The sequence below is a fragment of the Methylobacterium sp. ME121 genome (genome assembly GCF_000974725.1).
Classification (GTDB): domain Bacteria; phylum Pseudomonadota; class Alphaproteobacteria; order Rhizobiales; family Beijerinckiaceae; genus Methylobacterium; species Methylobacterium radiotolerans.
In genome coordinates, this window is record NZ_BBUX01000009.1 from 63694 (window position 1) to 87267 (window position 23574).

Below are 23574 nucleotides of genomic sequence, written 5' to 3' on the forward strand. Positions count from 1 at the left end.
ACGCTGCGACATTCCGTTCCGTTCAACGCCAAGCCACGCTTTTGCGAGGAAAATTCCGGATGAGGCTCGGGCCTCAAGCGTGCCAGTCGGGCAGGGCCTCCTGCGGCGCGTCGAGCCAGCCCGGAACCGGCAGGCCGCGCTCGGCGAGGAAAGCCGGGTTGAACAGCTTCGAGGCGTAGCGGGCCGCCCCGTCGCAGAGGATCGTCACGATGGTGTGACCGGGCCCGAGGTCCCGGGCCAGCCGGATCGCCCCGGCGACGTTGATGCCCGACGAGCCGCCCAGCGACAGCCCCTCCTCCCGCATCAGCCCGAAGACGATGTCGAGGGCCTCGCGGTCCGGGATCCGGAAGGCGCGGTCGGGGGTGAAGCCCTCGAGGTTGCGGGTGATCCGCCCCTGCCCGATCCCTTCGGTGATCGAGGAGCCCTCGGCCTTCAGTGTGCCGGTCGTGTAGTGGGCGTAGAGGGCCGAGCCCTCGGGGTCCGACAGCGCGATCCGCACCTGCGGGTTGCGGGCGCGCAGGGCCTCGGCGGTGCCAGCCAGCGTGCCGCCGGTCCCGGCCGCGCAGACGAAGCCGTCGACACGGCCGCCGGTCTGCGCCCAGATCTCCGGGCCGGTGCCGTCGACATGGGCCTGCCGGTTGGCGACGTTGTCGAACTGGTCGGCGAAGAAGGCGCCCGCCGGCTCGGCGGCGGCGAGTCTGTCCGCGAGCCGCCGGGCCACGTGGACGTAGTTGTTCGGGTTGGCGAAGGGCACCGCCGGCACCTCCACCAGCCGGGCACCCGCGAGCCGCAGGGTCTGCTTCTTCTCATCGGACTGGGTGACCGGGATGACGATCAGCGTCCGGTAGCCGCGCACCGAGGCCACCAGGGCGAGGCCGATGCCGGTGTTGCCGGCGGTGCCCTCGACGATCGTGCCGCCCGGGCGGATCAGGCCCCGCGCCTCCGCGTCCCGCACGATGGACAGCGCCGCGCGGTCCTTCACCGACAGGCCGGGATTGAGGAACTCCGCCTTGCCGTAGATGGTGCAGCCGGTCTCCTCGGAGGCGCGGCGCAGGCGGATCAGCGGCGTCTGGCCGATGGCGGCCAGGACGTCGGGGGCGGGTTCGCGACTCGGTCCGGTCATGGTCGGGAGCCTAGGGTGCCGCGCGGCCGCTGGCGAGCCTCACCCGAACACGTGCCCGCCGTTGATCCGCAGGCCGACCGGGTGGCCGGCCGGGTAGCGCACGCCGTCGAAATCCTCCACGGCGAGGACGCGACCTTCGGGGTCGGCCACCTCGATCCGCTGGCGGCCCTGCGTCCGGTACGAGCTGCGCACCGTGCCGGACAGGTGCGCGGCCTCGGGCTCGGCGAGCTGCAGCTGCCAGGGCCGGACGTAGAGCTTGACCGGACCGAACAGGCTGGCGGGCGCCGCCACCGGGGTCTCCCGGCCCCGGACCAGCACCCGGCCGCCCTCGGCGATCGCCTCGACCTCGACGGAATCGCCGAGGAACTTCATCACGGTGGCGGAGGCCGGGTTCTCCTGCACCTCGTCGGGCGTGCCGACCTGTTCCAGGCGCCCGCGGTCGAGCACGGCCACGCGGTCCGACAGCTCCAGCGCCTCGTCCTGGTCGTGGGTCACGAAGATCGTGGTCTGGCCGGTGCGGTCGTGGATCTCGCGCAGCCAGCGGCGCAGGTCCTTGCGGACTTGGGCGTCGAGCGCCCCGAACGGCTCGTCCAGCAGCAGCACCCGCGGCTCGACCGCGAGGGCCCGGGCGAGCGCGACGCGCTGGCGCTGGCCGCCGGAGAGCTGCGACGGGTAGCGGTCGCCGAAGCCGGAGAGCCGGATCAGGTCGAGCAGGTCGCCGACCCGGCGCTTGATCTCGGCCTTGGCCGGCCGGTCGGCGCGGCGCCGCGCGCTCAGCCCGTAGGCGATGTTGTCGGCCACGCTCATGTGCTTGAACAGGGCGTAGTGCTGGAACACGAAGCCCACCGCCCGCTCCTGCACGGCGAGGCCGGTGGCGTCGTCGTCCCCGAACAGGATCCGGCCCCGGTCCGGCGCGTCGAGCCCGGCGATGATCCGCAGCAGCGTCGTCTTGCCCGAGCCCGAGGGGCCGAGCAGCCCGATCAGCTCGCCCGCCCGCACGTCCAGCGACAGGTCGTGCAGCACCGCCGCCGTGTCGAACGTCTTCGAGACGTCCTCGACCCGGATCGCCGTGGAGGGGCGATCAGTGCGCCCGGCCGTGCGCGAGCTCGCCTGCGAAGCGCCACTCGAGGACGGATTTGAGGACGAGGGTGATGAGGGCAAGGACGGCGAGGAGCGAAGCGACGGCGAATGCGGCGACGAAGTTGTACTCATTGTAGAGGATCTCCACGTGGAGTGGGATAGTGTTGGTCAGGCCGCGGATGTGGCCCGACACCACCGACACCGCTCCGAACTCGCCCATCGCCCGGGCATTGCAGAGGAGCACGCTGTAGAGCAGGCCCCAGCGGATATTGGGCAGCGTCACCGTCCGGAACGCGTGCAGGCCCGAGGCGCCCAGCGTCAGCGCCGCCTCCTCCTCGGCGGTGCCCTGCTCCTGCATCAGCGGGATCAGCTCGCGGGCGACGAACGGGAAGGTGACGAACACCGTGGCCAGCACGATCCCCGGCAGGGCGAACAGGATCTGGATGCCGTGATCGATGAGCCAGGATCCGAACAGGCCCTGGGACCCGAACAGCAGCACGTAGATCATCCCCGAGACCACCGGCGAGACCGAGAACGGCAGGTCGATCAGGGTGATCAGCAGCGACTTGCCGGGAAACTCGAACTTGGCGATGGCCCAGGAGGCGGCCAGCCCGAACACGACGTTGAACGGCACCGCGATCGCCGCCACGGTCAGCGTCAGGCGGATCGCGCTCCAGGCGTCGGGCTCCCGGAAGGCGTCCAGGAAGGCGTCGATCCCCTTCGAGAAGGCTTGGAGGAAGACCGCGAACAGCGGCAGCACCAGGAACAGCGCCAGGAACGCCACGGCGATCCCGATCAGGATCGCGCGGACGCCGGCCCCCTCCGAGGCGACCGGGGCCGGCTTGGCGGCCGGCACGAAGGCGGGGGAGAAGATCTCAGACATAGCCGAACCGCCGCCGTGACCAGGCCTGGATGAGGTTGATGGCGAGCAGCGTCAGGAACGAGATCCCAAGCATGATCGTCGCGATGGCCGCCGCCCCGCCGTAGTCGAACTCGGAGAGCTTGATGACGATCAGGAGCGGCGCGATCTCCGACACGTAGGGCAGGTTGCCGGCGATGAAGATGATGGAGCCGTACTCGCCGACGCCCCGGGCGAAGGCGAGCGCGAAGCCGGTGAGCACCGCCGGGATCAGCGGCGGCAGCACCACCCGGGTGAGGGTGACGAGGCGCGTCGCGCCGAGGGTGGCCGAGGCCTCCTCGATCTCCTTGTCGATCTCGGCGATCAGCGGCTGCACGGTCCGCACCGCGAAGGGCAGGCCGATGAAGACCATGGCGATGAAGATGCCGACCGGCGTGTAGGCCGCCTGGATGCCGAGGCGCGCCAGCGGCGCGCCGAGCAGCCCGTCCGGCGCGTAGAGCGAGGCGAGCGCGATGCCGGCGACCGCGGTGGGCAGGGCGAAGGGCAGGTCGACGGCGGCGTCGACCAGCTTGCGGCCCGGGAAGCGGTAGCGGGTCAGGACCCAGGCCACCAGGAAGCCGAAGGCCGAGGCGACCAGCGCCGCGATGGCCGAGACGCCGAAGCTGATCCGCAGGGCGCTGGCCACCCGCGGATCGGTGGCGACCTCCCAGATGCCCGACAGGCCGAGCCCCGAGGCCTTCACCACCAGCCCGGCCAGCGGCAGCAGGACGATCAGGCCGAGGCAGGTCAGCGTGTAGCCGAAGCTGATCCCGAAGCCCGGGATCACGCTCGGCCGTCGGAATGTCCGACGGGGACGGGGCGTCTGGACCATGGTCTGGAGCCTCAGCGGCCGGCCCGGCTCAGACGATCGAACAGACCGCCGGCGTCGAAGTTCCGCTTCTGGATCTCGTCCCAGGATCCCTGGAGATCCTCGATCTTGAACAGCTTGATGTCGGGCAGCTGGGCGAGGTCCGCCGGGGCGGCCGCCTCCCGGCGGATCGGCCGGTAATGGTGCTTGGCGAAGATCGCCTGGGCGCGGTCGCTGTAGAGGAAGTCGAGATAGGCCTGGGCCGCCTTGGTGGTGCCCTTCCGCTCGGCGTTGACCGCCACCAGGGCCACCGGCGGCTCGGCGTAGATCGAGGTCGGCGGCGAGACGATGTCGAACTTGTCGGCGCCGAACTCCTGGAGCACGAGGTAGGCCTCGTTCTCCCAGGTCGGCAGGACGTCGCCGAGGCCGCGCTGCGCGAAGGTCACCGTCGAGCCGCGGGCGCCGGTATCGAGCACCGGAACGTTCTTGTAGACCTGCCCGACGAAGGCGTCGGCCTTCGCGGCGTCCTTGTCCTTCCCGTAGGCGTAGCCCCAGGCAGCGAGGAAGTTCCAGCGCCCGCCCGCCGAGGTCTTCGGGTTCGGCGTGATCACCTTCACGTCGGGCTTGACCAGGTCGTCCCAGTCCTTGACGCCCTTCGGGTTGCCCTTGCGGACGAGGAACACCACCGTCGAGGTGTAGGGCGTCCCCTGGTTCGGCAGCTTGCTGCGCCAATCCTCCGGGATCTTGCGGGTGAGCTTGGCGATCGCGTCGATGTCGGACGGGATGCCGAGGGTGACCACGTCGGCGTCGACGCCGTCGATCACCGTGCGCGCCTGCGCGCCCGAGCCGCCGTGCGAGGCCCGCACCGTGATGGCCTCGCCGGTCTTGGCCTTCCACGCCTCCGTGAAGGCGGCGTTGATCTCGCGGTAGAGCTCGCGGGTCGGATCGTACGAGACGTTGAGGAGCGCGGTCTCGGCGGCGGCCGGCAGCGCGCAGGCCAGTAGGCCGGCTCCGGCCAGAAGGGAGAGCCCGATCGCCCGAGCCAACCGACCCCGACCTGCAGCGTTCGTCATCACGTCCGATCCCCCAGCCATCCGCGGTTGCGACGCAGGGGACAGGCGTCCCCGAGACACCCGAAATCGTTCGTTTTATCGAACGAAGTCAAGTCTCGGATGCGGATCCGCGCGGTGGCGTAGCGCGATCAAGATCGACGATCGGGCTGGAAAGGCAAGGGAAGTCAGGGCGGTAGGTCGGCAGAACGCATGGATCTTCTCTCCGTCGACGCCCCTGGAGAAGAATCGGTGCGCAGAACCGGGTTTCTCAGAACGAACAATCTCAAGTGTTCTGGCGCACATCTGGTAGCGTTCGGCGCGTCGGCGGTGTCCTGCCGGCACTGCGCACGGGCCGTGGACCGCGCGGCGGCGATCCCGGTCATCCCGGCGGACTGGCCGGACGGCGCCGGTCCGCGTCAGCGCTTCGGCTTGCCGAGCCGGTCGATCAGCGCTTCCAGCCGCTGGTCGACCGGGGCCGAGAGCGTGTCGGTGAGGAGCGTGCGCAGGTTCTGGCCGAGATGGCGCCGGATGCCGGGGCTGAGCGGCGGCGCGTCGACGCTCCGCCCGGTCTCGGAGGGGCGCTCGGGATGCGGCTTCGACATGACCGGGAGATCCTCGCACCTGTGGAGACGCACGGTTGCAAGGTTTGGTTAAGGAGCCGTCACCGCCGGCACCGGATCCCAACGCGATGCGGGCCCGTGATCCGGATGCCCGGTGCCGGGACGGTGTCGCAGCTCGGAACTGCGGCGGCGAAGGCTACGTTGCCCGGGCATTCCCCGCTGCCAGGAGCCCCCCGTGTCCCGCTCGATCCCCCTCATGATGTCGGTGCTCCTCGGCGTGGCGACGGCCGCCTCGCCCTGCCTCGCGCAGACGAAGCCGGGCGAGATCAAGGGCGTCGACGCGATGGGCGACAAATCCCGCAGCGCGCAGGACGGCTGGAGCCAGGCGCCGGTCCCGCGGGAGCAGTCGGCCGCCAAGGACGCGCCCGATCCGGGCGGCCGCTCGATCAAGGAGAACGCCGACCGTCCGGTCCCGCCGGCCCAGCCCGGCGGCTCCTCCGCCACCGAGCCGCAGGCGCCCCTGGAGCATCGCACCGCCAGCCCGTCGGGTTCGAACCCGGCAAATCCAAGCAAGTAAAAATAACCGTCTTCATGCAGGATGATGCCGGTGCGGAAAACGTGTTGCTTCGGCTGAGACACGGCGACTTGCTGTGTCACGCAACCGCACTTGCCTCGTGCACGCTTTTTTGGGACACCCTGGAATTATACCAGATCGCTTTTACGGAGCGGAGATGACGGTCCAGGTCTCAAGGCGTGGCCTGCTTAAGGGGGCCGGCGCCGGCCTCGCGGGCGGCTCGCTGGGCGCGCTCGGGTTCGGCGGACTCGAGCCCGCGATGGCGGCCGCCGTGCGGCCGTTCAAGCTCGCGCAGATGCGCGAGACCCGCAACACGTGCCCGTACTGCTCGGTCGCGTGCGGCGTGATCCTCTACAGCCTCGGCGACCGTTCGAAGAACGCGCGCTCCTCGGTGATGCACATCGAGGGCGACCCCGATCACCCGATCAACCGCGGGACGCTCTGCCCGAAGGGCTCGGCGCTGCTCGACTTCGTGCACGCCGACACCCGCACCAAGTACCCGCTCCACCGCGCTCCGGGCTCCTCGGAGTTCAAGCGCGTCTCCTGGGACTTCGCCCTCGACCGGATCGCGAAGCTCATGAAGGAGGATCGGGACAAGAACTTCGTGGCCAAGAACGGCGACCTCACGGTCAACCGGTGGACCACGATGGGGTTCCTCGGGGCCTCGGCCACCACCAACGAGACGGCCTGGCTGACCTACAAGACAGTCCGAAGCATGGGGGCCCTGGTCTTCGATAATCAGGCCAGGGTTTGACACGGTCCGTCGGTCGCCAGTTTGGCGCCCTCCTTCGGACGCGGTGCGATGACCAACCTCTGGATGGACATCAAGCACGCGGACGTGATCACCGTGATGGGCGGCAATGCCGCCGAGGCTCACCCTTGCGGCTTCAAGTGGGTCGTGGAGGCGAAGGCCCATAACAATGCCAAGCTGATCGTCGTCGATCCGCGCTTCACCCGCACGGCGTCGGTGGCCGATCTCTACTGCCCGATCCGGCAGGGGACCGACATCGCGTTCCTGTCGGGCGTGGCCAAGTACCTGCTCGACAACGACAAGCTGCAGCACCGCTACGTCTCCGCCTACACCAACGCCGGGTACGTGGTCCGCGAGGGCTACGACTTCAGCGAGGGTCTGTTCACGGGCTACGATGCGGACAAGCGCGACTACGACAAGACCACCTGGGACTACGAGATCGGCCCCGACGGCTACGCCGTGGTCGACGAGACGATGCAGCACCCGCGCTGCGTGATGCAGCTCCTGAAGAAGCACGTCTCGCTCTACACCCCGGAGATGGTCGAGAAGATCTGCGGCTCGCCCAAGGAGACCTTCCTGAAGGTCTGCGAGCTGATGGCGACGACGGCTTCCCCCGAGAAGTCGATGGCCTCGCTCTACGCGCTCGGCTGGACCCATCACTCCAAGGGCTCGCAGAACATCCGCTCGATGTGCATCGTGCAGACGCTGCTCGGGAACATCGGCGTGCTCGGCGGCGGCATGCAGGCCCTGCGCGGTCACTCCAACATCCAGGGGCTGACCGATATCGGGCTGATGTCGAACCTCATCCCAGGGTACCTGAACATCCCGGTGGAGAAGGAGCCCGACTACGCCAGCTACATCGCCAAGCGGCAGTTCAAGCCGCTGCGGCCCGGACAGACGAGCTACTGGCAGAACTACAACAAGTTCTTCGTCTCGTTCCAGAAGGCGATGTGGGGCGACAAGGCCACCAAGGAGAACGACTGGGCGTACGACTACCTGCCCAAGCTCGACGTGCCGACCTACGACGTGCTGCGCGGGTTCGAGCTCGCCAAGCAGGGCAAGATGACCGGCTACGTCATCCAGGGCTTCAACCCCCTGCTGTCGTTCCCGAATCGCGCCAAGATGACGGAAGCCTTCTCCAAGATGAAGTTCATCGTGGTGATGGATCCGCTCAAGACTGAGACGGCCCGGTTCTGGGAGAACCACGGCGAGTACAACGACGTCGACCCGACCAAGATCCAGACCGAGGTGTTCGAGCTCCCGACCACCCTGTTCGTGGAGGAGGAAGGCTCGCTGTCGAACTCCAGCCGGTGGCTGCAGTGGCACTGGCAGGCGCAGGACGCGCCGGGCGAGTGCCGCTCGGACATCGAGATCATGTCGGAGATCTTCCTCCGCATGAAGGCAGCCTACAAGAAGGACGGCGGGGCCTTCCCGGACCCGATCGTCAATCTGAAGTGGGACTACGCGATCGCTGAGGCGCCGACGCCGACCGAGCTCGCCCGCGAGCTCAACGGCTACACGCTGGCGCCGACGCCGGACCTCAACGGGACGATCATCCCGGCGGGCAAGCAGGTCGACGGCTTCGCCCAGCTCAAGGACGACGGGACCACCGCCTGCGGCTGCTGGATCTACTCGGGCTGCTACACCGAGAAGGGCAACATGATGGCCCGCCGGGACAACACCGATCCCGGCGACCGTGGCATCGCGCCGAACTGGGCCTTCGCGTGGCCGGCCAACCGGCGCGTGCTCTACAACCGCGCCTCGTGCGACCCCGAGGGTCGCCCGTGGTCGGAGAAGAAGAAGCTCATCGAGTGGAACGGCAAGCAGTGGATCGGCTTCGACGTGCCGGACTACGGCGTCACCGTCGCCCCCGATAAGGGCGTCGGCCCGTTCATCCTGAACCAGGAGGGCGTCGCCCGCCTGTGGACTCGCGGTCTCATGCGCGACGGGCCGTTCCCGGCGCACTACGAGCCCTTCGAGTCGCCGGTGGCCAACCTCGCCTTCCCGAAGATCAAGGGCGCGCCCGCGTCCCGCATCTTCAAGGACGATCTGGCCGATCTCGGCGACGCGAAGGAGTTCCCCTACGCGGCGACGAGCTACCGCCTGACCGAGCACTTCCACGGCTGGACCAAGCACGCCCGGATCAACGCGATCCTCCAGCCGGAGGCCTTCGTGGAGATCTCGGAGGAGCTCGCCAAGGAGAAGGGCATCGCCAAGGGCGGCTGGGTCCGCGTCTGGTCGAAGCGCGGCTCGCTCAAGGCCAAGGCGGTGGTGACGAAGCGGATCAAGCCCCTGATCTGCGACGGCAAGCCCGTCCACGTCGTCGGCATCCCGCAGCACTGGGGCTTCATGGGCCACACCAAGAAAGGATGGCACCCGAACTCGCTGACGCCCGTCGTCGGCGACGCGAACACCGAGACGCCGGAGTTCAAGGCCTGGCTCGTGAACATCGAGCCGACCACGCCTCCGTCGGACGCGGTCGCGTAAGGGGGAGCGGCAGACATGGCTGACTACAGCTCCCTCGACATCCGCCAGCGCTCCGCCTCCACGGAGACGCCGCCGGAGATCCGCCGCCAGGTGGAGGTCGCCAAGCTCATCGACGTGTCGAAGTGCATCGGCTGCAAGGCCTGCCAGTCGGCCTGCGAGGAGTGGAACGACCTGCGCGACGACATCGGCGTCAACACGGGCACCTACCAGAACCCCCACGACCTCACGCCGAAGTCGTGGACGCTGATGCGGTTCACCGAGTACGAGAACCCGGAGACCAACAACCTCGAATGGCTGATCCGCAAGGACGGCTGCATGCACTGCACCGAGCCGGGCTGCCTGAAGGCCTGCCCGTCGCCCGGCGCGATCGTGCAGTACTCCAACGGCATCGTCGACTTCATCGAGGAGAACTGCATCGGCTGCGGCTACTGCGTGAAGGGCTGCCCCTTCAACATCCCGCGCATCAGCCAGACCGACCACAAGGCGTACAAGTGCACCCTGTGCTCGGACCGGGTGGCGGTGGGTCAGGCCCCGGCCTGCGCCAAGGCCTGCCCGACCGGCTCGATCATGTTCGGCACCAAGCAGGCCATGATCGATCAGGCCCACGACCGCGTCGAGGACCTGAAGTCGCGCGGGTTCGACAAGGCGGGTCTCTACGACCCGGCCGGCGTCGGCGGCACGCACGTCATGTACGTGCTGCACCACGCCGACCAGCCGAACCTCTACGCGGGCCTGCCGAACGACCCGAAGATCTCGCCGCTGGTCGCCTTCTGGAAGGGCGGCGCCAAGGTGTTCGGTCTCGCCGCGATGGGCTTCGCGGCGGTCGCGGGCTTCTTCCACTACGTCACGGCCGGCCCGAACGAGGTCGTGCCCGAGGAGGAGGAAGAGGCGGTCGAGTACGACGAGGCCAAGCGCCGGGAGAATGGCGGCGGCGAGGTCCGGCCGCACTGACCCAACGGTCTCCCTCCCCCTCTGCAGGGGAGAGAGACCCGCGAAGCGGGTGGGACAGGGGAGCGACGGTGCAGAACAGACCTCTGCCCGTCGTGCTGGTCGCGCCCTTCCCTGAACCGGGGTTGCTCTCTGCCGACCCCTGCTGACGCAGGGCCGGCCCTCCCGTACCGCGTGGGAGGGAGGAGCGTAGATCCGAAAGCGACAGGGTGGAGACGGTGCAGCCGCCCCACCCTATCTCGAAGCTCAGAGCCACCTCCGCCGTGATGCGGGGCCGGCACCGCATCAGGCGCGAGAAGGCCGATGACGATCCACAGCGACATCCGGGACGGCGATCCCCGCCCCCTCCACCACGCCAAGTCCGCGGCGCCGGAGGTGATGTACGTCCCGCGCTACACCGGCGTGCAGCGGGTGAACCACTGGATCACCGCGATCCTGTTCACCTTGCTGACCCTGTCGGGTCTGGCGATGTTCACGCCCTACCTGTTCTCGCTGACCGGCCTGTTCGGCGGCGGGCAGGCGACCCGGGCGATCCACCCGTGGTTCGGCGTGGCGCTGGCGGTCAGCTTCTTCTTCCTGTTCGTGCGCTTCTGGAAGCTCAACATCCCCAACAAGGACGATGTCGAGTGGACCAAGCACATCGGCGACGTGGTCACCAACCGCGACGACCGGCTGCCGGAGCTCGGCAAGTACAATGCCGGCCAGAAGGGCGTGTTCTGGGGCCAGACCGCGCTGATCGGCGTGATGTTCGTCACCGGCCTCGTGATCTGGAACACCTATTTCGGCGGCCTCACCTCGATCGAGACCCAGCGCTGGGCGCTGCTCGCCCATTCGCTCGCCGCCGTGATCGCCATCGCGATCATCGTGGTGCACATCTACGCCGGCATCTGGGTGCGCGGCACCGGCCGGGCGATGGTCCGCGGGACCGTCACGGGCGGCTGGGCCTACCGGCATCACCGCAAGTGGTTCCGGCAGATCGCGGGCGGCAAGGCGCGCCACGGCTCGGTGGACAAGCGCGGATCCTGAGTCTTGGCCAACTTCTTCAAGCGTAAACCCGCGGTTCCGGCCGCGGACAAGACCCCGACACCCGCCGAGGCGCCGAAGCCCCGCCGCCGGGATTTCAGCGAGCTGAAGCCCGATCCCGACAAGATCGGGATCTCGGGCTCGGTGCCGTTCGTCCGCCTGCCCGATTCCACCGGGCTGTTCGCCGACCGGGCCGCGCGCCTTGTGGAGGCCGCGCCCGGGCACCCGCTGGAGGCCTATCTCCGCTTCGTCGCAGAGATCGCCCGGGCCCAGTCGGTGATCCAGGCGCGGTTCCCGGCCCCGGCGGTGCCGGATGCCGCCGATCAGGCGCTGCGGAGCGAGCACGGCATGCCGCCGCTGTCGCGGCACAGCCTCGAGGCCGATCCGGATCTCGACGCGTCCCTCCTGGCGCTGCTGGCCGAGATCGATCTCTCGACCGCGCCCGAGGCTTCGGCCGCGGCGCGGGACGCCCTCCGGGCCGCCTCCCGCGAGGATCGCCTCGATCTCGCCGTTCAGGTCTTCGAGGGCGCGCTGCCGGTGGACCGGATCGCGGAATGCGTGTTCGTCTCGGCCGCGCTGCAGGTGCGCCTCGCCGGGCAGGCCGCGCGCCTCGACACGAAGACGCTGAAGCCCGTGGCGGACGGCGTCTGCCCGTGCTGCGGCGGCGCGCCGGTGGCGAGCGTCATCGTCTCCTGGACCCCCGCCGACAAGGCTCGCTATCTCAGCTGCTCGCTCTGCGGCACGTATTGGAACCACGTCCGGATCCGCTGCACCGCCTGCGGTGACGGCGAGGGCGTGAGCTATTACGGGCTCGACGAGGTCTCGAAGGACGTTCAGGTGGAGACCTGCACGACCTGCCACAGCTACATCAAGCACCTCCACCAGCACCGCGCGCCGGCCCTCGACCCGGTGGCGGACGACATCGCGTCCTACGGGCTCGATCTGAAGATCGCCGAGGACGGTTTCCGGCGCGCCGGTCTGAACCTGCTGTTCGTGATCTGAACGCCCCGCCCGCGCCGGTCACGTGCCGTCGCGGTGGAGGGCGAAGCCGCGCGCGCCCGGCGCCTCCAGCCCCGGCCGGAGCTGCATGCCGGGGATCAGGTAGTCGCCGCCATTCTGCCGCCGGAACGGGATCGGAGGCGTCGTCGCGAGCGCGGACAGCCGGTCCCGCAGGCGCTCCGCGACGGCCGCGAAGGCGGCCGCGTCGAGTCCGTCGGCCCGGTACACGACGAAGGGCGGCAGCACCGCGTAGCCGGGATAGTGCAGGATCCCGTGCTGGATCGGGAACAGCAGGTCGTCGATCGGCCCGTTGATCCCGCGCGCGGAATAGTGCTCCTCCCAGCCGCCCGCGGTCACGATCAGCATGGCGCGCCGGCCCGCGAGGCGGCCCTCGCCGTAGCGGTCGCCCCAGCGGCGGTCGCTGTGCTCGCCGACGCCGTAGGCGAAGCCGTGCGCGTAGACCCGGTCGATCCAGCCCTTGAGGATCGCCGGCAGGCCGAACCACCAGAGCGGGAACAGCAGGATCAGCTGATCGGCCCAGAGGAGCTTGGCCTGCTCGGCGACCACGTCCTCGGTCAGGCGGCCGGCCGCGGCGGCCTGCCCCGAGGCGGCCGGCACGCGGAGGCGCGCCTCGGGGGCGAGGTCCGGAAAGTCCGCGCGGTCGACCGCCGCGGTCCAGTTCATGGCGTAGAGATCGGACACCGCGACCGCGTGGCCCTGCGCCGCCAGCGCGGCCACGGTCTCGTCCCGGAGCGCGCCGCAGAGGGAGCGCGGCTCCGGATGGGCGAAGACGATCAGGGTGTTCATGGTGCGGGCTCCGTCGTGGCGCGGGACCCCCCTGCTAGCCCAGGGCCGATCGTTCCGGTACGTGAGGTGCCCGGATAGGATTATGCCGCGGAATGGATAGATCCGACGTCACCCTGGAGCGCATGCGCAGCTTCGTCCGGGTGGCCGAGCGCGGCAGCCTGTCGGCGGTGGCGCGCGAGTTCGGGGTCGGGCAATCGACGATCACCCGGCACCTGCGCGAACTCGAGGACGCCCTCGGCGTCGCCCTGATCAGCCGGACGACGCGGCGCCTCGCCCTGACGGCCGAGGGCTTGGCCTATTACGAGAACAGCCTGCGCATCCTGCACCTCGTCGAGCAGGCGGGCGCCGAGGCGCGGGACCGGCGGCACGCCCCGGCGGGCACCGTCCGCCTGTCGTGCACGGCGGCGCTGGGCGTCCTCCACGTCGGCGCCATCGTCTTCGCGTTCCAGGATCGCTACCCCGACATCTCGGTGGATCTGAGCCTCACCGACGAGCGCGTGGATCTCGTCCGCGAGGGCATGGATCTGGCGATCCGCCTGGGCCCCCTGGCCGACAGCGCGCTGAGACTGCGGGCCGTCGGGCGGTCGGAGCGTCGGCTCGTCGCCGCCCCCGCCTACCTGGCGGCGCGCGGCCGGCCCCTGACGCCGGAGGATCTCGTCGGCCACGAGGGGATCCGCATGACGAACGTGGCCGGGAGCGGTACCCTGGTCCTCGAAGGACCGGAGGCCGGGCGCCGCGCGGTGCCCTTCGGCGGCCGCCTCCGGGTCGATCACGGGCTGGCCGCGCGGGCGGCGGTCCTGGCCGGGCGGGGCATCGCGCCCGCGCACCGCTGGCTGGTCGCGGATTGCCTCGCCGACGGCCGGCTCGAGGCGGTCCTGCCGGACTACGCCCTGCCGTCGGTGCCGCTCAGCCTGCTGATCGTGCCCGAGCGGGCCGCGATCGCGCGGGTGCGGCTGCTGGCGGATTTCCTCGCCGCGGAGCTCCGCGCGGTCCCGGGGATCGTGCCGGAGCCCGCCGCGCGGGCGGCGTCGGCTCAGCGATAGCCGTAGCGGCTCTTGGCGGCGGCGAGCAGGTGCAGGGCCTCGCCCGACTTGCCGGCCGAGCACTCGGCGGCGGCGTGGGCGAGGTCGGCGTTGAAGCGGTCGCCCACCGGCTTGTTGAGATTGCCGGTGGCCACGTCGCTGTCGACGATCGCCTTGGTGCGCGCGATCTCCGGGCCGCAGCCGCTGCCGGTGGGCAGGGACAGGGGGGCCGGGATGACCGGCGCGGGTTCCGTGACCGCGGGCGTGGCGCGCTGCTGGCAGGCGCCCAGCGCCGCGACGGCGAGGGCGACGAGGCTGAGGCGCATCGGGAGACGGGACGCGGGCACGGCGATCATCCTGTTGGGGCGCGAGGGGCCGCGCCGCCGAGGTTTTGGGCCGAGCTTGGCAGTGGGTCAATCGCCCCGGCCACATGCCGAAGGGGCTCGGAACGCGGGACCCCGAACGCGGGAAACGCGCGATTCCGCTGTCGTCGGAGGGACTTGGTGCGCGCCGCCGGCATCCTGCACCGGCGGCGCGCTCCGAATCGTGACGGGGCTTACTTGGCCTTGTCGGCGAGGGCCTTCAGGCCGGAATCGTAGATGCCCTGGATCGCGTCGGTGGCGACCGTGTCCGGCGCGCCCTTGGCGTTGAAGGTCCCGGTCCAGGTCACCTTCGAGCCGGAGCCGGCGGGGGCGACCGAGAGGGTCGACTTGTAGTCCGAGACCGGCAGCGGGCTCTCCAGGATCGTGTAGGTGTAGCTCATCACCTTGTCGTCGCGGGAGACCTGCTCCTCCTTGATGGTGCCGCCGCCCTTGAGGCTGAGGGTGCGGACCTTCATGCCGTCCTTGTCCGACAGGACGCACTTCTCGATGGCGGGGTGCCAGTCGCCGATGCCGCAGAACTCGCCGATGGTCTGCCACACCTTGGCCGGCGGCGCGGCGATGTCGGCCGAGCGCGTCACCTCCAGGGCGTAGCCGGGCACGGTGGCCGCGGCGAGCGCCAGGGCGGCGAGGGGAAGGGACCGGCAGAAAGCGAAGGGCATCTCGGGGTGTCTCCGTCCGTCTCAGGTCGCGGCAGGGGCCGCGCAGGCTCTGATGGCCGCGCAGGAGCTAGGCCGGGAGGGTACGCTCGGCAATGGGCGGGAGCGACGGCGCATGACTTTCGCGGTCAGACGACGCGATCCGTGATCGTCTGCGCGTAGGGCACGGAGTCCGTGAACGACGGACGGGCTTCCAGGCGGTCGCTGAGCCGGGCGAGGTTCGGATGCCTGGCGCGCCAGTCCAGCTCGGGGAACCGGACGGAGAGGTAGCCGGCGACGGTGCCCGCCGCAATGTCGCCCAGCGTGAATCGGTCGCCCACCGTCCAGTCGCGGTCGCCGAGGAGCCGCGCGATCTCGGCCAGCCCGCCCTCGATCTTGCGACGCTGGCGGGCGAGCCAGGGGGCGCTCCGGCCGGCCTCGTCGCGCTGGCGCTCGAAGAACGTGAGCACCACCGCGTCGCAGATCCCGTCGCACAGCACCTCGTAGCGGCGCGCGGCCAGGACCCCGTCGGGATCGGGCGGCAGCAGCGGCGGATCCGGATGCTTCAGCTCCAGCCATTGCAGGATGTAGCTCGACTCGTAGACGCTGCCGCCGGCCGGCAGGAGCAGCACCGGGAGCTTCTCCAGCGGGTTGTGGCGGGGCACCGTCGTGGCCGAGTCCCAGGGCACTTCGGTGACGAGTTCGAACGGCAATCCCTTCTCGGCCAGCGCGATCCGGACCTTCCGGGCGTAGGGGCTCGGGGTGGCGCTGATCAGCCGATACCGGGGCTCGACCATGCCCCGGCCTACCAGCCGTCCATCTCGTCGGTGTCGGCCGGGTAGCCGTAGACGGTCGCGGGCGCGTAGGCGGGGCGGGCCGCGGGCCGGTAATAGGCCGGCACCGACCGGCGCCCCATCTGGTCGCTGTTCGCCAGCAGATCGTCCGGCTCGTAGGGGCTGCGGTGCCGGGCGACCCGGGAGCCGCGCTGGCCGCGGTCCGCCATCGGGACATCCGCCCCCTCGATGACCACCCGCGTCCGGCCCATGCCCTGGCTCTTCACGAGGTTGAACAGGGTCGCGGCGTTGCGCACCGACAGGCGCACGCAGCCGTGCGAGGCCGCGCGCCCCAGGCTGCGGACGTGGTTGGTGCCGTGGATGGCGTGGCCCTGGGTCGTGAAGAACATCGCGAAGGGCATGGGCGCGTCGTCCCACTCCTTCGAGAAGTGCGTGCGCTCCATCCGGAACGGCCGGTAGGCGCCGGACGGCGTGTCGTAGCTCGCGACGCCGGTCGAGACCGGCCAGGAATAGCGGGGCTGCCCGTCGACCGAGACCTCCATGCGCTGGGTGGTCTTGTCGACGTTGACGAGCACGTCCGCGCTGGCCGTCGCGGGGATGCCCGCACACAGGAGAAGCCCGGACAGGACGGAGATCAGACCGATACGCATGAGCGACTCCGACACGGGACGCGCCTCGACAAACCGCGACGGTTTGCCGTCACGCTAAAGCCCCGGCAACACCGAGGTTCCGGCCCGCCGTGCCCCTGCGTAGTCACGCTTTGCTGAGCGTCCCCGCGACGCCCTCACGGCGCAGGTGCGGCGATGGCTGAGACCCGGCGGATCGCGGCCTCGGCCTCCTCGGCGATGCGCCCGACCAGGTCGCCGGCGCCCGGCAGGTCGTCGATCAGCCCGACGGCCTCGCCGACCGTGACGTTGGCGACGTCGTAATCGCCCGCCGCGTCGGCATCCTCCACGTCCCGGCGCCGCTCGGCCGAGGCCGCGCGCAACGCGTCCTCGCGGCCGTGCCACGTCTCGATGAACGCGTTGCGCAGGAGCCGGCCGGTATAGGGCGCCGGCCAGGCCCGCTGGCGGGCGATGTCGTAGACCCGCGTGCGGATCGTGTCGTCGCCGGTGGCGGCGAGAACCCGCTGCTTCGCGGCCGGGTGGATCAGCGCCTCCCGCGTCGCCCAGAACCGCGTCCCCATCAGGACACCGTCGGCGCTCAGCGCCAGGGCGGCGGCGAGACCGCGCCCGTCCGCGATGCCGCCCGCCGCGAGGAGCAGCGTCTCGGGGCGCTCGCGGGCGATCAGGTCGGCGACCGCCGGCACGAACGCCGCGGTGCCGCGGGCGGTGAGGCCGTGGCCGCCGGCCTCCGTCCCCTGCGCCACCACCACGGCCGCGCCGACCTCCAGGGCGCGCCGGGCCTGCGCCAGGGTGTGCACCTGGCAGATCAGCCGCACGCCGGCGGCGCGGATCCGGTCCGCGAACGGCGCGGGATCCGCGAAGGAGAGCATCAGGGCCGCGGGCGACCGGGCGAGCGCCGCGTCGAGGAGCGACGGGTCCCGGGCCATGGACCACGTGATGAAGCCGCAGCCGACCCGCTGATTGCCCGCGCGGGCGAATTCCCGGTCGAGGGTCGCGTGGTCGCCGTAGCCGCCGCCGATCAGGCCGAGGCCGCCGGCGGCGCTCACCGCCGCCGCGAGGGCGCCCCCCGAGGCCGGGTCCATGGGGGCCAGCACGATCGGGTGCCGGAGCCCGAAGGCGTCGGTGAGTCTGGTCCTCAAGGCCATGGGTCTCCTCCCCGCGGAGCGTCTCGGTCGCGCGGTTGCGCGCGCCGCCCGTCCGGCCTTAACGATCCGTACGATGCGGAAAAAATGATTCCTTCAGAAGGAAGGCATCGGAAAAGCAGATGGAATGAACAGCACCGACCTGATGTTCTTCGCGGCGGTGGCCGAGACCGGCGGCATCGGGCGGGCGGCGGCACGGCTCAACACCGTCCAGTCCAACGTCACCGGCCGGATCCGCGCCCTGGAGCAGGCCCTGCGCGTGCCGCTGTTCCACCGCGGCAGCCGCGGGGTGACGCTGACCCGGGCCGGGGAGCGGCTCCTGCCCTACGCCCTCCAGGTCGGGCAGCTGCTCGCGGAGGCGCGGCACGCCCTGCTGGCCGAGGGCGAACCCCGCGGACCGCTGCGGATCGGCGCCATGGAGACGACCGCGGCCCTGCGCCTGCCCGGCCCGCTCGCCGACTTCGCCGCGCGCCACCCGGACGTGGACATCGAGCTGGAGACCGGCCCGACCGAGCGGCTGATCGCCCGGGTCCTCGACCGGAGCCTGGAGGGGGCCTTCGTGGCCGGCCCGGTCGCGCAGGCCGACCTCGTGGGGATCCCGGTCTTCACGGAGGAGCTGGTGCTGGTGGCGCACCCGGCCGTCGGCGACCTCGCGGCGCTGCTCGACCGGCTGGCCCGTGCGCGCGACGCGAAGGTGCTCGTGTTCCGGGCCGGCTGCTCGTACCGGAGGCGCCTGGAGGATTTTCTGGCCCGCCAGGGCCTCGTGCACGTGCGGCGCATGGAGTTCGGCACCCTCGACGGCATCCTCGGCTGCGTGGCGGCCGGCCTGGGCGTGACCCTGGTTCCGCGGGGCGTGGCGGACCCGGCGCACCGCGCCGGCCGCGTCTCGCTCCACCCCGTGCCCGACGGGGACGGGCACGCCCCGACCCTGCTGGTCCACCGCGCCGACGTCCGGCCGAGCGCGGCCTTCGCGCGGTTCGCCGAGCAGGTCCGGGCGGCCTTCCCGGATTCGCCGTCGGATTCGCCCTAGGGCCTCGGTTCCGGCACGGACCGTGCCCTTGACAACCGCCGGTTGACAGCGGCCCGAGCCCGGGCGCTTCCTCCCGGCCGCAGACGGTTCGGAGTTCCCATGGCCCTCGACCCCACCCTCGCCGCCGAGATCGAAGCCTCCGTGGCGGAGGGCTTCGCCGATCAGGTCGCCCACACGCAGGCGCTCGTCCGGTTCGCCTCCCTGCGCGGGGAGGAGCATGCCTGCCAGGATTACGTGTTCGAGCAGTTCCGCGCCCGCGGCTACGCCACCGAGCGCTTCGCCATGGACCGCGGCGCCATCGCGGCCCATCCGGGCGGCTCGAAGATCGACGACGCGCACCACTCGGACGCGCCGATCGTCGTCTGCCACCACCGGCCGGGCACCGAGACCGGGCGCTCGCTGATCCTGCAGGCCCATGTCGACGTGGTGCCGCCGGGTCCCCTCGACCTCTGGACCCATCGACCCTTCGACCCCGTGATCCAGGGCGACTGGATGTACGGCCGCGGCGCCGGCGACATGAAGGCCGGCCACGCCGCCAACCTGTTCGCCCTCGACGCCCTGGCCCGGCTCGGCCTGCAGCCGGCGGCCTCGGTGACGGTGCAGTCCGTGGTCGAGGAGGAATCCACCGGCAACGGCGCCCTGATGACCCACCTGCGCGGCTACCGGGCCGACGCCGTGCTGATCCCCGAGCCCGAGGACGAGAAGCTCGTGCGCGCCAATACCGGCGTGCTGTGGTTCACCGTCGAGGTCCGGGGCGTGCCGGTCCACGTCCGCGAGATGGGCGCGGGCGCCAACGCCATCGACGCCACCTACCGGGTGATCGGCGCGCTGCGCGAGGTCGAGGCCCGCTGGAACGCCGAGAAGGCCGCGCACCCGCATTTCGAGACCGAGGACCACCCGATCAACCTCAACATCGGCAAGATCGAGGGCGGCGACTGGGCCTCCTCGGTCCCGGCCTGGTGCCGGATCCACTGCCGGGTCGCGCTCTACCCGGGCGTCACCGCCGCGCAGGCCGCCGCCGAGATCGAGGCCGCGGTGGCGTCCTTCTCCCGCACCGACCCGTTCCTGGCCAACAGCCCGCCGCGGGTGGTGTTCAACGGCTTCTTCGCCGAGGGCTACGTGCTGGAGGCGGGCTCGGAGGCCGAGGCGGTGCTCGGCCGCGCCCACGAGCGGGCGATCGGCTCCCCGCTCCAGAGCTTCATGACCGCGGGCTACCTCGATACCCGCGTCCACGCCCTCTACGACCGGGTGCCGGCCCTCTGCTACGGCCCGACCTCCCAGAACATCCACGGCTTCGACGAGCGCGTGAGCCTCGCCTCGGTGAAGCGGATCACGACCACCATGGCGCTGTTCGTGGCCGAGTGGTGCGGGACGGAGCGCAAGGTCTCCTGATCCGCCGCCGTCTCTGCGAGCGCAGCGAAGCAATCCACGGCAGCGCTGCGCTCACGGGCGTCGTGCATCCCTGGGTCGCTTCGCTGCGCTCGCGATGACCGTGGTGTTCTCCGTCAGGGGATCAGCCGGTCCGCCCGGAGCTGGGCGAACAGGTCGTAGAATGCGTCGTCCGTCGGCTGATAGGCCGTGAAGCCAAGGCGGCGGCTCTTGCTCATGTCGGTGACGACCTCGATCGGCCGGCCGAGATCGGCGTCCGTGTGCCAGGGGGAAGCCAGCTTCTCGAGGTTCGGCTCGGCCAGCCCGTAGCGCTGCGCGATCTCCGCCCAGGCCGGGCCGTCCTGCGCCATCCGCGGCTCGAGCGGCCGGTGCGTGCCGTCGAACGGCACCGCCTCGATCCCGAACCAGGCGGCGATCCGGCCCCACATCCAGCTCCAGCGGAAGACGTCGCCGTCGACGACGTTGAACGCCTCGTTGGCGGCCCTCGGCTCCGTGGACGCCCAGAGCAGCTGGCGGGCGAGAAGCCGCGCGTCGGTCATGTCGGTGAGCCCGTTCCACTGCGCGGCCGAGCCCGGGAAGAGGAACGGGCGCCCCAGCTCCCGGCACAGGGTGGCGTAGCAGGCGAGCGTCGTGCCCATGTTCATGGCGTTGCCCACCGCCTTGCCGATGATCGTGTGCGGGCGGTGGACGCTCCAGGTGAAGCCGTCGCTGGCGGCGGCCGCGAAGACGGCATCCTCCTGGGCGTAGTAGAAATTCTCGATGTCGAGGCGGCCCTGGTCCTCGCGGAATGGCGTCTGCGGGAGCTTGCCTTTGCCGTAGGCCTCGAACGGGCCGAGATAGTGCTTGAGCCCGGTCACCAGGGCGACGTGGCGGACGCTCCCCTTCGGGCGGAGCGCGTCCAGCAGGTTCTCGACCATCGCGCGGTTGACGCGGATCATCTCCGCCTCGGTGGGGCGCCGCTGCCAAGTCGCGAGGAACACGTGGGTCGGAGCGAGGTCGGCCAGCGCCTTCTCCAGCGAGGCCGGGTCCTGCAGGTCGCCGGCCACCGGCTCGACGCCCGCCTGGGCCACCGGACGGCGCGCGAGGCCCGCGACCCGCCAGCCCTCCTGGTGGAGCAGCGCCGCGGTGGCGCTGCCGACGATCCCGCTGGCGCCGACGATCAGGGCGGTGTTCGACATGGAAACCCTCGCGCCCGGCCCAAATCCGGGTCCGGGGCAGATGGGCACAGGCGGTGCTGCGACAACCCCGCCGGGCAGCGGGGACGCCTGTGCGCCGCGCAAGGGTTGTGTCCTCGCGAGACCTCTCCCGTCATCGCGAGCGCAGCGACGCGACCCTGGATTGCTTCGCTCCGCTCGCGAGGACGGAGGGGCTCTCAGGCGACCCGGTCGATCGCCGCGCCGAGGATCTCGACGATCTCGCCGATCTGGCCGCGCTCGATGATCAGCGGCGGCGACAGCGCGATGATGTCGCCGGTCACGCGGGTGAGCAGGCCGCGCTCGAAGCAGTCCACGAACACCTCGTAGGCGCGCTTGCCCATCGCGTCCGGCCGCGGCGCCAGCTCGATGCCGGCGACGAGCCCGATGGTGCGGATGTCGACGACGTTCTTGCGCCCGCGCAGGTCGTGCATCGCCGCCGCCCAGTCGTCGGCGATGTCGGCGACGCGGGTGAGGAGCCCCTCCTCCCGGTAGATGTCGAGCGTCGCGAGGCCGGCCGCGCAGGCGATCGGGTGCCCGGAATAGGTGTAGCCGTGGAACAGCTCGATCCCGTCCGGGCCCTGCATCAGCGCGTCGTGGACCGCGCGGCTTGCGAAGACCGCGCCCATCGGCACCGTGCCGTTGGTCAGGCCCTTGGCGCTGGTCACGAGGTCGGGGACGACGCCGAAGAAGTCGGTCGCGAAGGGCGCGCCGAGGCGGCCGAAACCCGAGATGACCTCGTCGAAGATCAGCAGGATGCCGTGCTTCGTGCAGATCTCGCGCAGGCGCTCGAGGTAGCCCTTCGGCGGGATCAGCACGCCCGTGGAGCCCGCCACCGGCTCCACGATGCAGGCCGCGATGGTCTCGGCCCCGTGGAGCGCCACCAGCCGCTCCAGATCCTCGGCGAGCTCCGCGCCGTGCTCGGGCTGGCCCTTCACGAAGGCGTTGCGGGCCGGATCGTGGGTGTGGCGCAGGTGGTCGGTGCCGTTGAGCTGCGGGAAGACCCGCCGGTTCGACACGATGCCGCCGACCGACAGGCCGCCGAAGCCGACGCCGTGGTAGCCGCGCTCGCGGCCGATCAGCCGGGTGCGGGTCCCCTGCCCGATCGCCCGCTGGTAGGCGAGCGCGATCTTGAGGGCGGTGTCGACCGATTCCGAGCCGGAATTGGTGAAGAACACCCGGTCGAGGCGCTTGCCGGGGCCGCCCGGGGCGATCTCGGCCAGCCGCTCGGCAAACTCGAACGCGATGGGGTGGCCCATCTGGAAGGTCGGGGCGAAGTCGAGGGTCGCGAGCTGGCGCTCCACGGCCGCCGCGATGCCCCGCCGCCCGTGGCCGGCATTGACGCACCAGAGGCCCGCGGAGCCGTCGAGGACCTTGCGGCCGTCGTCGGCGGTGTAGTGCATGCCCTCGGCCGACACGAGCAGGCGCGGCGCCGCCTTGAACTGGCGGTTGGCCGTGAACGGCATCCAGAAGGCGTCCATCGCGGGCGTGTTGCGGAGCGGATGGTCGGTCATGGGGCGGTTCTCCGGGGCAGGCGGCGCGGATCGGGCGGCGGGACCAGGGGACACCTTCGCCGATCGGGCAACAAGTCCTTTTCTGGTCGCCGCCAACCCCTTGCAGGATCGGGGCCGCGGGTGGCACCGTTGCGGGATCCGCAACACCTGAAACGGGCCTGAGCCGGATGAGCATCGATGTCGGCGCGCGCCTGCGCTTCGTTCGGGCCCGCCACGGCCTGTCGCAGCGGACGCTCGCCAAGCGCGCCGGGGTGACCAATTCCGCGATCTCGCTGATCGAGGCCAACCGGGTGAACCCGTCGGTGGGCGCCCTGAAGCGGATCCTCGACGGCGTGCCGATCGGCATGGCCGAGTTCTTCGCCCTGGAGCCGGAGCCGGAGCGCAAGGCGTTCTTCGCCGCCGAGGAGCTCACCGAGATCGGCCGCCGGGCCGCCAAGGGGGCGATCTCGTACCGGCAGGTCGGCGACAGCCTGTTCGGGCGCAAGCTCCAGATCCTCAAGGAGCGCTACGAGCCCGGCGCCGATACCGGCCGGGTGCCGCTCTCGCACGAGGGCGAGGAGGGCGGGATCGTGCTCTCCGGGCGCCTGGAGGTGACGGTGGACGCCGAGCGCCGGATCCTCGGCCCCGGCGACGCCTACAGCTTCGACAGCCGCCGCCCGCACCGGTTCCGCTGCGTCGGGCCCAATCCCTGCGAGGTGGTGAGCGCCTGCACGCCGCCGACCTTCTGACCGCGCCG

The 23574-nt window shown here is 71.0% G+C and carries 23 protein-coding genes; 9 read left to right on the plus strand and 14 right to left on the minus strand.

The genetic code is table 11. The features are described from left to right. Positions 1-73: 73 nt before the first annotated feature. From ME121_RS09005 to ME121_RS09030, 6 genes are all read right to left on the minus strand, one after another. Positions 74-1123, minus strand: a complete 1050-nt coding sequence (locus tag ME121_RS09005) for a cysteine synthase A (RefSeq protein WP_059408695.1) — start codon at positions 1121-1123, stop codon at positions 74-76. A 39-nt stretch (positions 1124-1162) separates the two neighbouring features. Beyond that, on the minus strand, positions 1163-2146 hold the full coding sequence (locus ME121_RS09010; RefSeq protein ID WP_059408696.1) for a sulfate/molybdate ABC transporter ATP-binding protein: 984 nt from the start codon (positions 2144-2146) through the stop codon (positions 1163-1165). 58 nt (positions 2147-2204) lie between these two features. Continuing rightward, positions 2205-3086, minus strand: a complete 882-nt coding sequence (cysW, locus tag ME121_RS09015) for a sulfate ABC transporter permease subunit CysW (protein ID WP_059408697.1) — start codon at positions 3084-3086, stop codon at positions 2205-2207. Continuing rightward, the gene (gene cysT, locus ME121_RS09020; RefSeq protein ID WP_012318099.1) at positions 3079-3933 is read right to left on the minus strand and encodes a sulfate ABC transporter permease subunit CysT; all 855 of its coding nucleotides are present in this window, start codon (positions 3931-3933) and stop codon (positions 3079-3081) included. Before cysT ends, cysW begins: the two co-directional genes overlap by 8 nt. 11 nt (positions 3934-3944) lie before the next feature. Continuing rightward, on the minus strand, positions 3945-4982 hold the full coding sequence (locus tag ME121_RS09025) for a sulfate ABC transporter substrate-binding protein (protein WP_059408698.1): 1038 nt from the start codon (positions 4980-4982) through the stop codon (positions 3945-3947). Between the two features lie 395 nt (positions 4983-5377). Then, the gene (locus ME121_RS09030; protein WP_059408699.1) at positions 5378-5563 is read right to left on the minus strand and encodes a hypothetical protein; all 186 of its coding nucleotides are present in this window, start codon (positions 5561-5563) and stop codon (positions 5378-5380) included. A 193-nt stretch (positions 5564-5756) separates the two neighbouring features. Here ME121_RS09030 and ME121_RS09035 point away from each other — a divergent pair, with 193 nt between their 5' ends. From ME121_RS09035 to fdhE, 5 genes are all read left to right on the plus strand, one after another. Continuing rightward, on the plus strand, positions 5757-6098 hold the full coding sequence (locus ME121_RS09035; RefSeq protein ID WP_029359915.1) for a hypothetical protein: 342 nt from the start codon (positions 5757-5759) through the stop codon (positions 6096-6098). 154 nt (positions 6099-6252) lie between these two features. Next, positions 6253-9333: a formate dehydrogenase-N subunit alpha gene (fdnG, locus tag ME121_RS09045; protein ID WP_083743678.1), complete on the plus strand. Its 3081-nt coding sequence runs from the start codon at positions 6253-6255 to the stop codon at positions 9331-9333. A 15-nt stretch (positions 9334-9348) separates the two neighbouring features. Further along, positions 9349-10284, plus strand: coding sequence for a formate dehydrogenase subunit beta (gene fdxH, locus ME121_RS09050; RefSeq protein ID WP_024830790.1), 936 nt, complete (start codon positions 9349-9351; stop codon positions 10282-10284). 300 nt (positions 10285-10584) lie between these two features. Then, a complete protein-coding gene (locus tag ME121_RS09055) occupies positions 10585-11307 on the plus strand; it encodes a formate dehydrogenase subunit gamma (RefSeq protein ID WP_012318092.1) in 723 nt (240 codons plus the stop codon). A 3-nt stretch (positions 11308-11310) separates the two neighbouring features. Next, positions 11311-12306: a formate dehydrogenase accessory protein FdhE gene (gene fdhE / locus ME121_RS09060; RefSeq protein WP_059408700.1), complete on the plus strand. Its 996-nt coding sequence runs from the start codon at positions 11311-11313 to the stop codon at positions 12304-12306. Positions 12307-12324: 18 nt separating this feature from the next. Here the strand turns inward: fdhE and ME121_RS09065 are convergent, their stop codons facing one another. Next, the gene (locus ME121_RS09065; RefSeq protein WP_059408701.1) at positions 12325-13110 is read right to left on the minus strand and encodes an NAD(P)H-dependent oxidoreductase; all 786 of its coding nucleotides are present in this window, start codon (positions 13108-13110) and stop codon (positions 12325-12327) included. Between the two features lie 92 nt (positions 13111-13202). Between ME121_RS09065 and ME121_RS09070 the strand changes: the two genes are divergently transcribed. Further along, the gene (locus ME121_RS09070) at positions 13203-14153 is read left to right on the plus strand and encodes a LysR family transcriptional regulator (RefSeq protein ID WP_012318089.1); all 951 of its coding nucleotides are present in this window, start codon (positions 13203-13205) and stop codon (positions 14151-14153) included. Here the strand turns inward: ME121_RS09070 and ME121_RS09075 are convergent. The 5 genes from ME121_RS09075 to ME121_RS09095 all read right to left on the minus strand — a co-directional run bounded on the left by ME121_RS09075 (position 14144) and on the right by ME121_RS09095 (position 17715). Then, the gene (locus ME121_RS09075) at positions 14144-14488 is read right to left on the minus strand and encodes a hypothetical protein (protein ID WP_024830794.1); all 345 of its coding nucleotides are present in this window, start codon (positions 14486-14488) and stop codon (positions 14144-14146) included. The two genes, ME121_RS09070 and ME121_RS09075, sit on opposite strands and share 10 nt — an antisense overlap. A 200-nt stretch (positions 14489-14688) precedes the next feature. Next, entirely contained in the window at positions 14689-15174 is a 486-nt protein-coding gene (locus ME121_RS09080; RefSeq protein ID WP_012318087.1) for an SRPBCC family protein, read from the minus strand. Between the two features lie 125 nt (positions 15175-15299). Beyond that, complete coding sequence (locus tag ME121_RS09085) at positions 15300-15947, minus strand: glutathione S-transferase N-terminal domain-containing protein (protein WP_059408702.1); 648 nt, start codon at positions 15945-15947, stop codon at positions 15300-15302. Positions 15948-15955: 8 nt separating this feature from the next. Continuing rightward, positions 15956-16594 carry a L,D-transpeptidase gene (locus ME121_RS09090; RefSeq protein ID WP_024830796.1) on the minus strand — a complete coding sequence of 213 codons (639 nt, stop codon included), beginning with the start codon at positions 16592-16594 and terminating at the stop codon, positions 15956-15958. 134 nt (positions 16595-16728) lie between these two features. Next, entirely contained in the window at positions 16729-17715 is a 987-nt protein-coding gene (locus ME121_RS09095; protein WP_059408703.1) for an NAD(P)H-dependent flavin oxidoreductase, read from the minus strand. 124 nt (positions 17716-17839) lie between these two features. Between ME121_RS09095 and ME121_RS09100 the strand changes: the two genes are divergently transcribed. Both ME121_RS09100 and ME121_RS09105 read left to right on the plus strand, forming a co-directional pair. Continuing rightward, positions 17840-18742, plus strand: coding sequence for a LysR family transcriptional regulator (locus ME121_RS09100; protein WP_024830797.1), 903 nt, complete (start codon positions 17840-17842; stop codon positions 18740-18742). Positions 18743-18841: 99 nt separating this feature from the next. Further along, complete coding sequence (locus ME121_RS09105; protein ID WP_012318082.1) at positions 18842-20134, plus strand: ArgE/DapE family deacylase; 1293 nt, start codon at positions 18842-18844, stop codon at positions 20132-20134. 113 nt (positions 20135-20247) lie between these two features. Here ME121_RS09105 and ME121_RS09110 read toward each other — a convergent pair whose 3' ends face one another. Both ME121_RS09110 and aptA read right to left on the minus strand, forming a co-directional pair. Further along, on the minus strand, positions 20248-21309 hold the full coding sequence (locus ME121_RS09110; RefSeq protein ID WP_059408704.1) for an SDR family oxidoreductase: 1062 nt from the start codon (positions 21307-21309) through the stop codon (positions 20248-20250). 194 nt (positions 21310-21503) lie between these two features. Further along, positions 21504-22838, minus strand: coding sequence for an omega-aminotransferase AptA (gene aptA, locus ME121_RS09115; RefSeq protein WP_059408705.1), 1335 nt, complete (start codon positions 22836-22838; stop codon positions 21504-21506). Positions 22839-23005: 167 nt separating this feature from the next. Between aptA and ME121_RS09120 the strand changes: the two genes are divergently transcribed. Beyond that, positions 23006-23566: a cupin domain-containing protein gene (locus ME121_RS09120; protein WP_059408706.1), complete on the plus strand. Its 561-nt coding sequence runs from the start codon at positions 23006-23008 to the stop codon at positions 23564-23566. The last annotated feature ends 8 nt before the right edge of the window (positions 23567-23574 follow it).

What these genes read in the sequence shown, in the direction of transcription:
- ME121_RS09080 (WP_012318087.1), bottom strand. Translation starts at nt 15,174, where the DNA reads ATGCCCTTCGCTTTCTGCCGGTCCCTTCCCCTCGCCGCCCTGGCGCTC.
- ME121_RS09030 (WP_059408699.1), bottom strand. Translation starts at nt 5,563, where the DNA reads ATGTCGAAGCCGCATCCCGAGCGCCCCTCCGAGACCGGGCGGAGCGTC.
- ME121_RS09025 (WP_059408698.1), bottom strand. Translation starts at nt 4,982, where the DNA reads ATGACGAACGCTGCAGGTCGGGGTCGGTTGGCTCGGGCGATCGGGCTC.
- cysW (WP_059408697.1), bottom strand. Translation starts at nt 3,086, where the DNA reads ATGTCTGAGATCTTCTCCCCCGCCTTCGTGCCGGCCGCCAAGCCGGCC.
- fdxH (WP_024830790.1), top strand. Translation starts at nt 9,349, where the DNA reads ATGGCTGACTACAGCTCCCTCGACATCCGCCAGCGCTCCGCCTCCACG.
- ME121_RS09095 (WP_059408703.1), bottom strand. Translation starts at nt 17,715, where the DNA reads ATGGCCTTGAGGACCAGACTCACCGACGCCTTCGGGCTCCGGCACCCG.
- aptA (WP_059408705.1), bottom strand. Translation starts at nt 22,838, where the DNA reads ATGACCGACCATCCGCTCCGCAACACGCCCGCGATGGACGCCTTCTGG.
- ME121_RS09090 (WP_024830796.1), bottom strand. Translation starts at nt 16,594, where the DNA reads ATGCGTATCGGTCTGATCTCCGTCCTGTCCGGGCTTCTCCTGTGTGCG.
- ME121_RS09065 (WP_059408701.1), bottom strand. Translation starts at nt 13,110, where the DNA reads ATGAACACCCTGATCGTCTTCGCCCATCCGGAGCCGCGCTCCCTCTGC.
- cysT (WP_012318099.1), bottom strand. Translation starts at nt 3,933, where the DNA reads ATGGTCCAGACGCCCCGTCCCCGTCGGACATTCCGACGGCCGAGCGTG.
- ME121_RS09055 (WP_012318092.1), top strand. Translation starts at nt 10,585, where the DNA reads ATGACGATCCACAGCGACATCCGGGACGGCGATCCCCGCCCCCTCCAC.
- ME121_RS09005 (WP_059408695.1), bottom strand. Translation starts at nt 1,123, where the DNA reads ATGACCGGACCGAGTCGCGAACCCGCCCCCGACGTCCTGGCCGCCATC.
- ME121_RS09120 (WP_059408706.1), top strand. Translation starts at nt 23,006, where the DNA reads ATGAGCATCGATGTCGGCGCGCGCCTGCGCTTCGTTCGGGCCCGCCAC.
- ME121_RS09105 (WP_012318082.1), top strand. Translation starts at nt 18,842, where the DNA reads ATGGCCCTCGACCCCACCCTCGCCGCCGAGATCGAAGCCTCCGTGGCG.
- ME121_RS09085 (WP_059408702.1), bottom strand. Translation starts at nt 15,947, where the DNA reads ATGGTCGAGCCCCGGTATCGGCTGATCAGCGCCACCCCGAGCCCCTAC.
- ME121_RS09070 (WP_012318089.1), top strand. Translation starts at nt 13,203, where the DNA reads ATGGATAGATCCGACGTCACCCTGGAGCGCATGCGCAGCTTCGTCCGG.
- ME121_RS09100 (WP_024830797.1), top strand. Translation starts at nt 17,840, where the DNA reads ATGAACAGCACCGACCTGATGTTCTTCGCGGCGGTGGCCGAGACCGGC.
- ME121_RS09075 (WP_024830794.1), bottom strand. Translation starts at nt 14,488, where the DNA reads ATGATCGCCGTGCCCGCGTCCCGTCTCCCGATGCGCCTCAGCCTCGTC.
- ME121_RS09110 (WP_059408704.1), bottom strand. Translation starts at nt 21,309, where the DNA reads ATGTCGAACACCGCCCTGATCGTCGGCGCCAGCGGGATCGTCGGCAGC.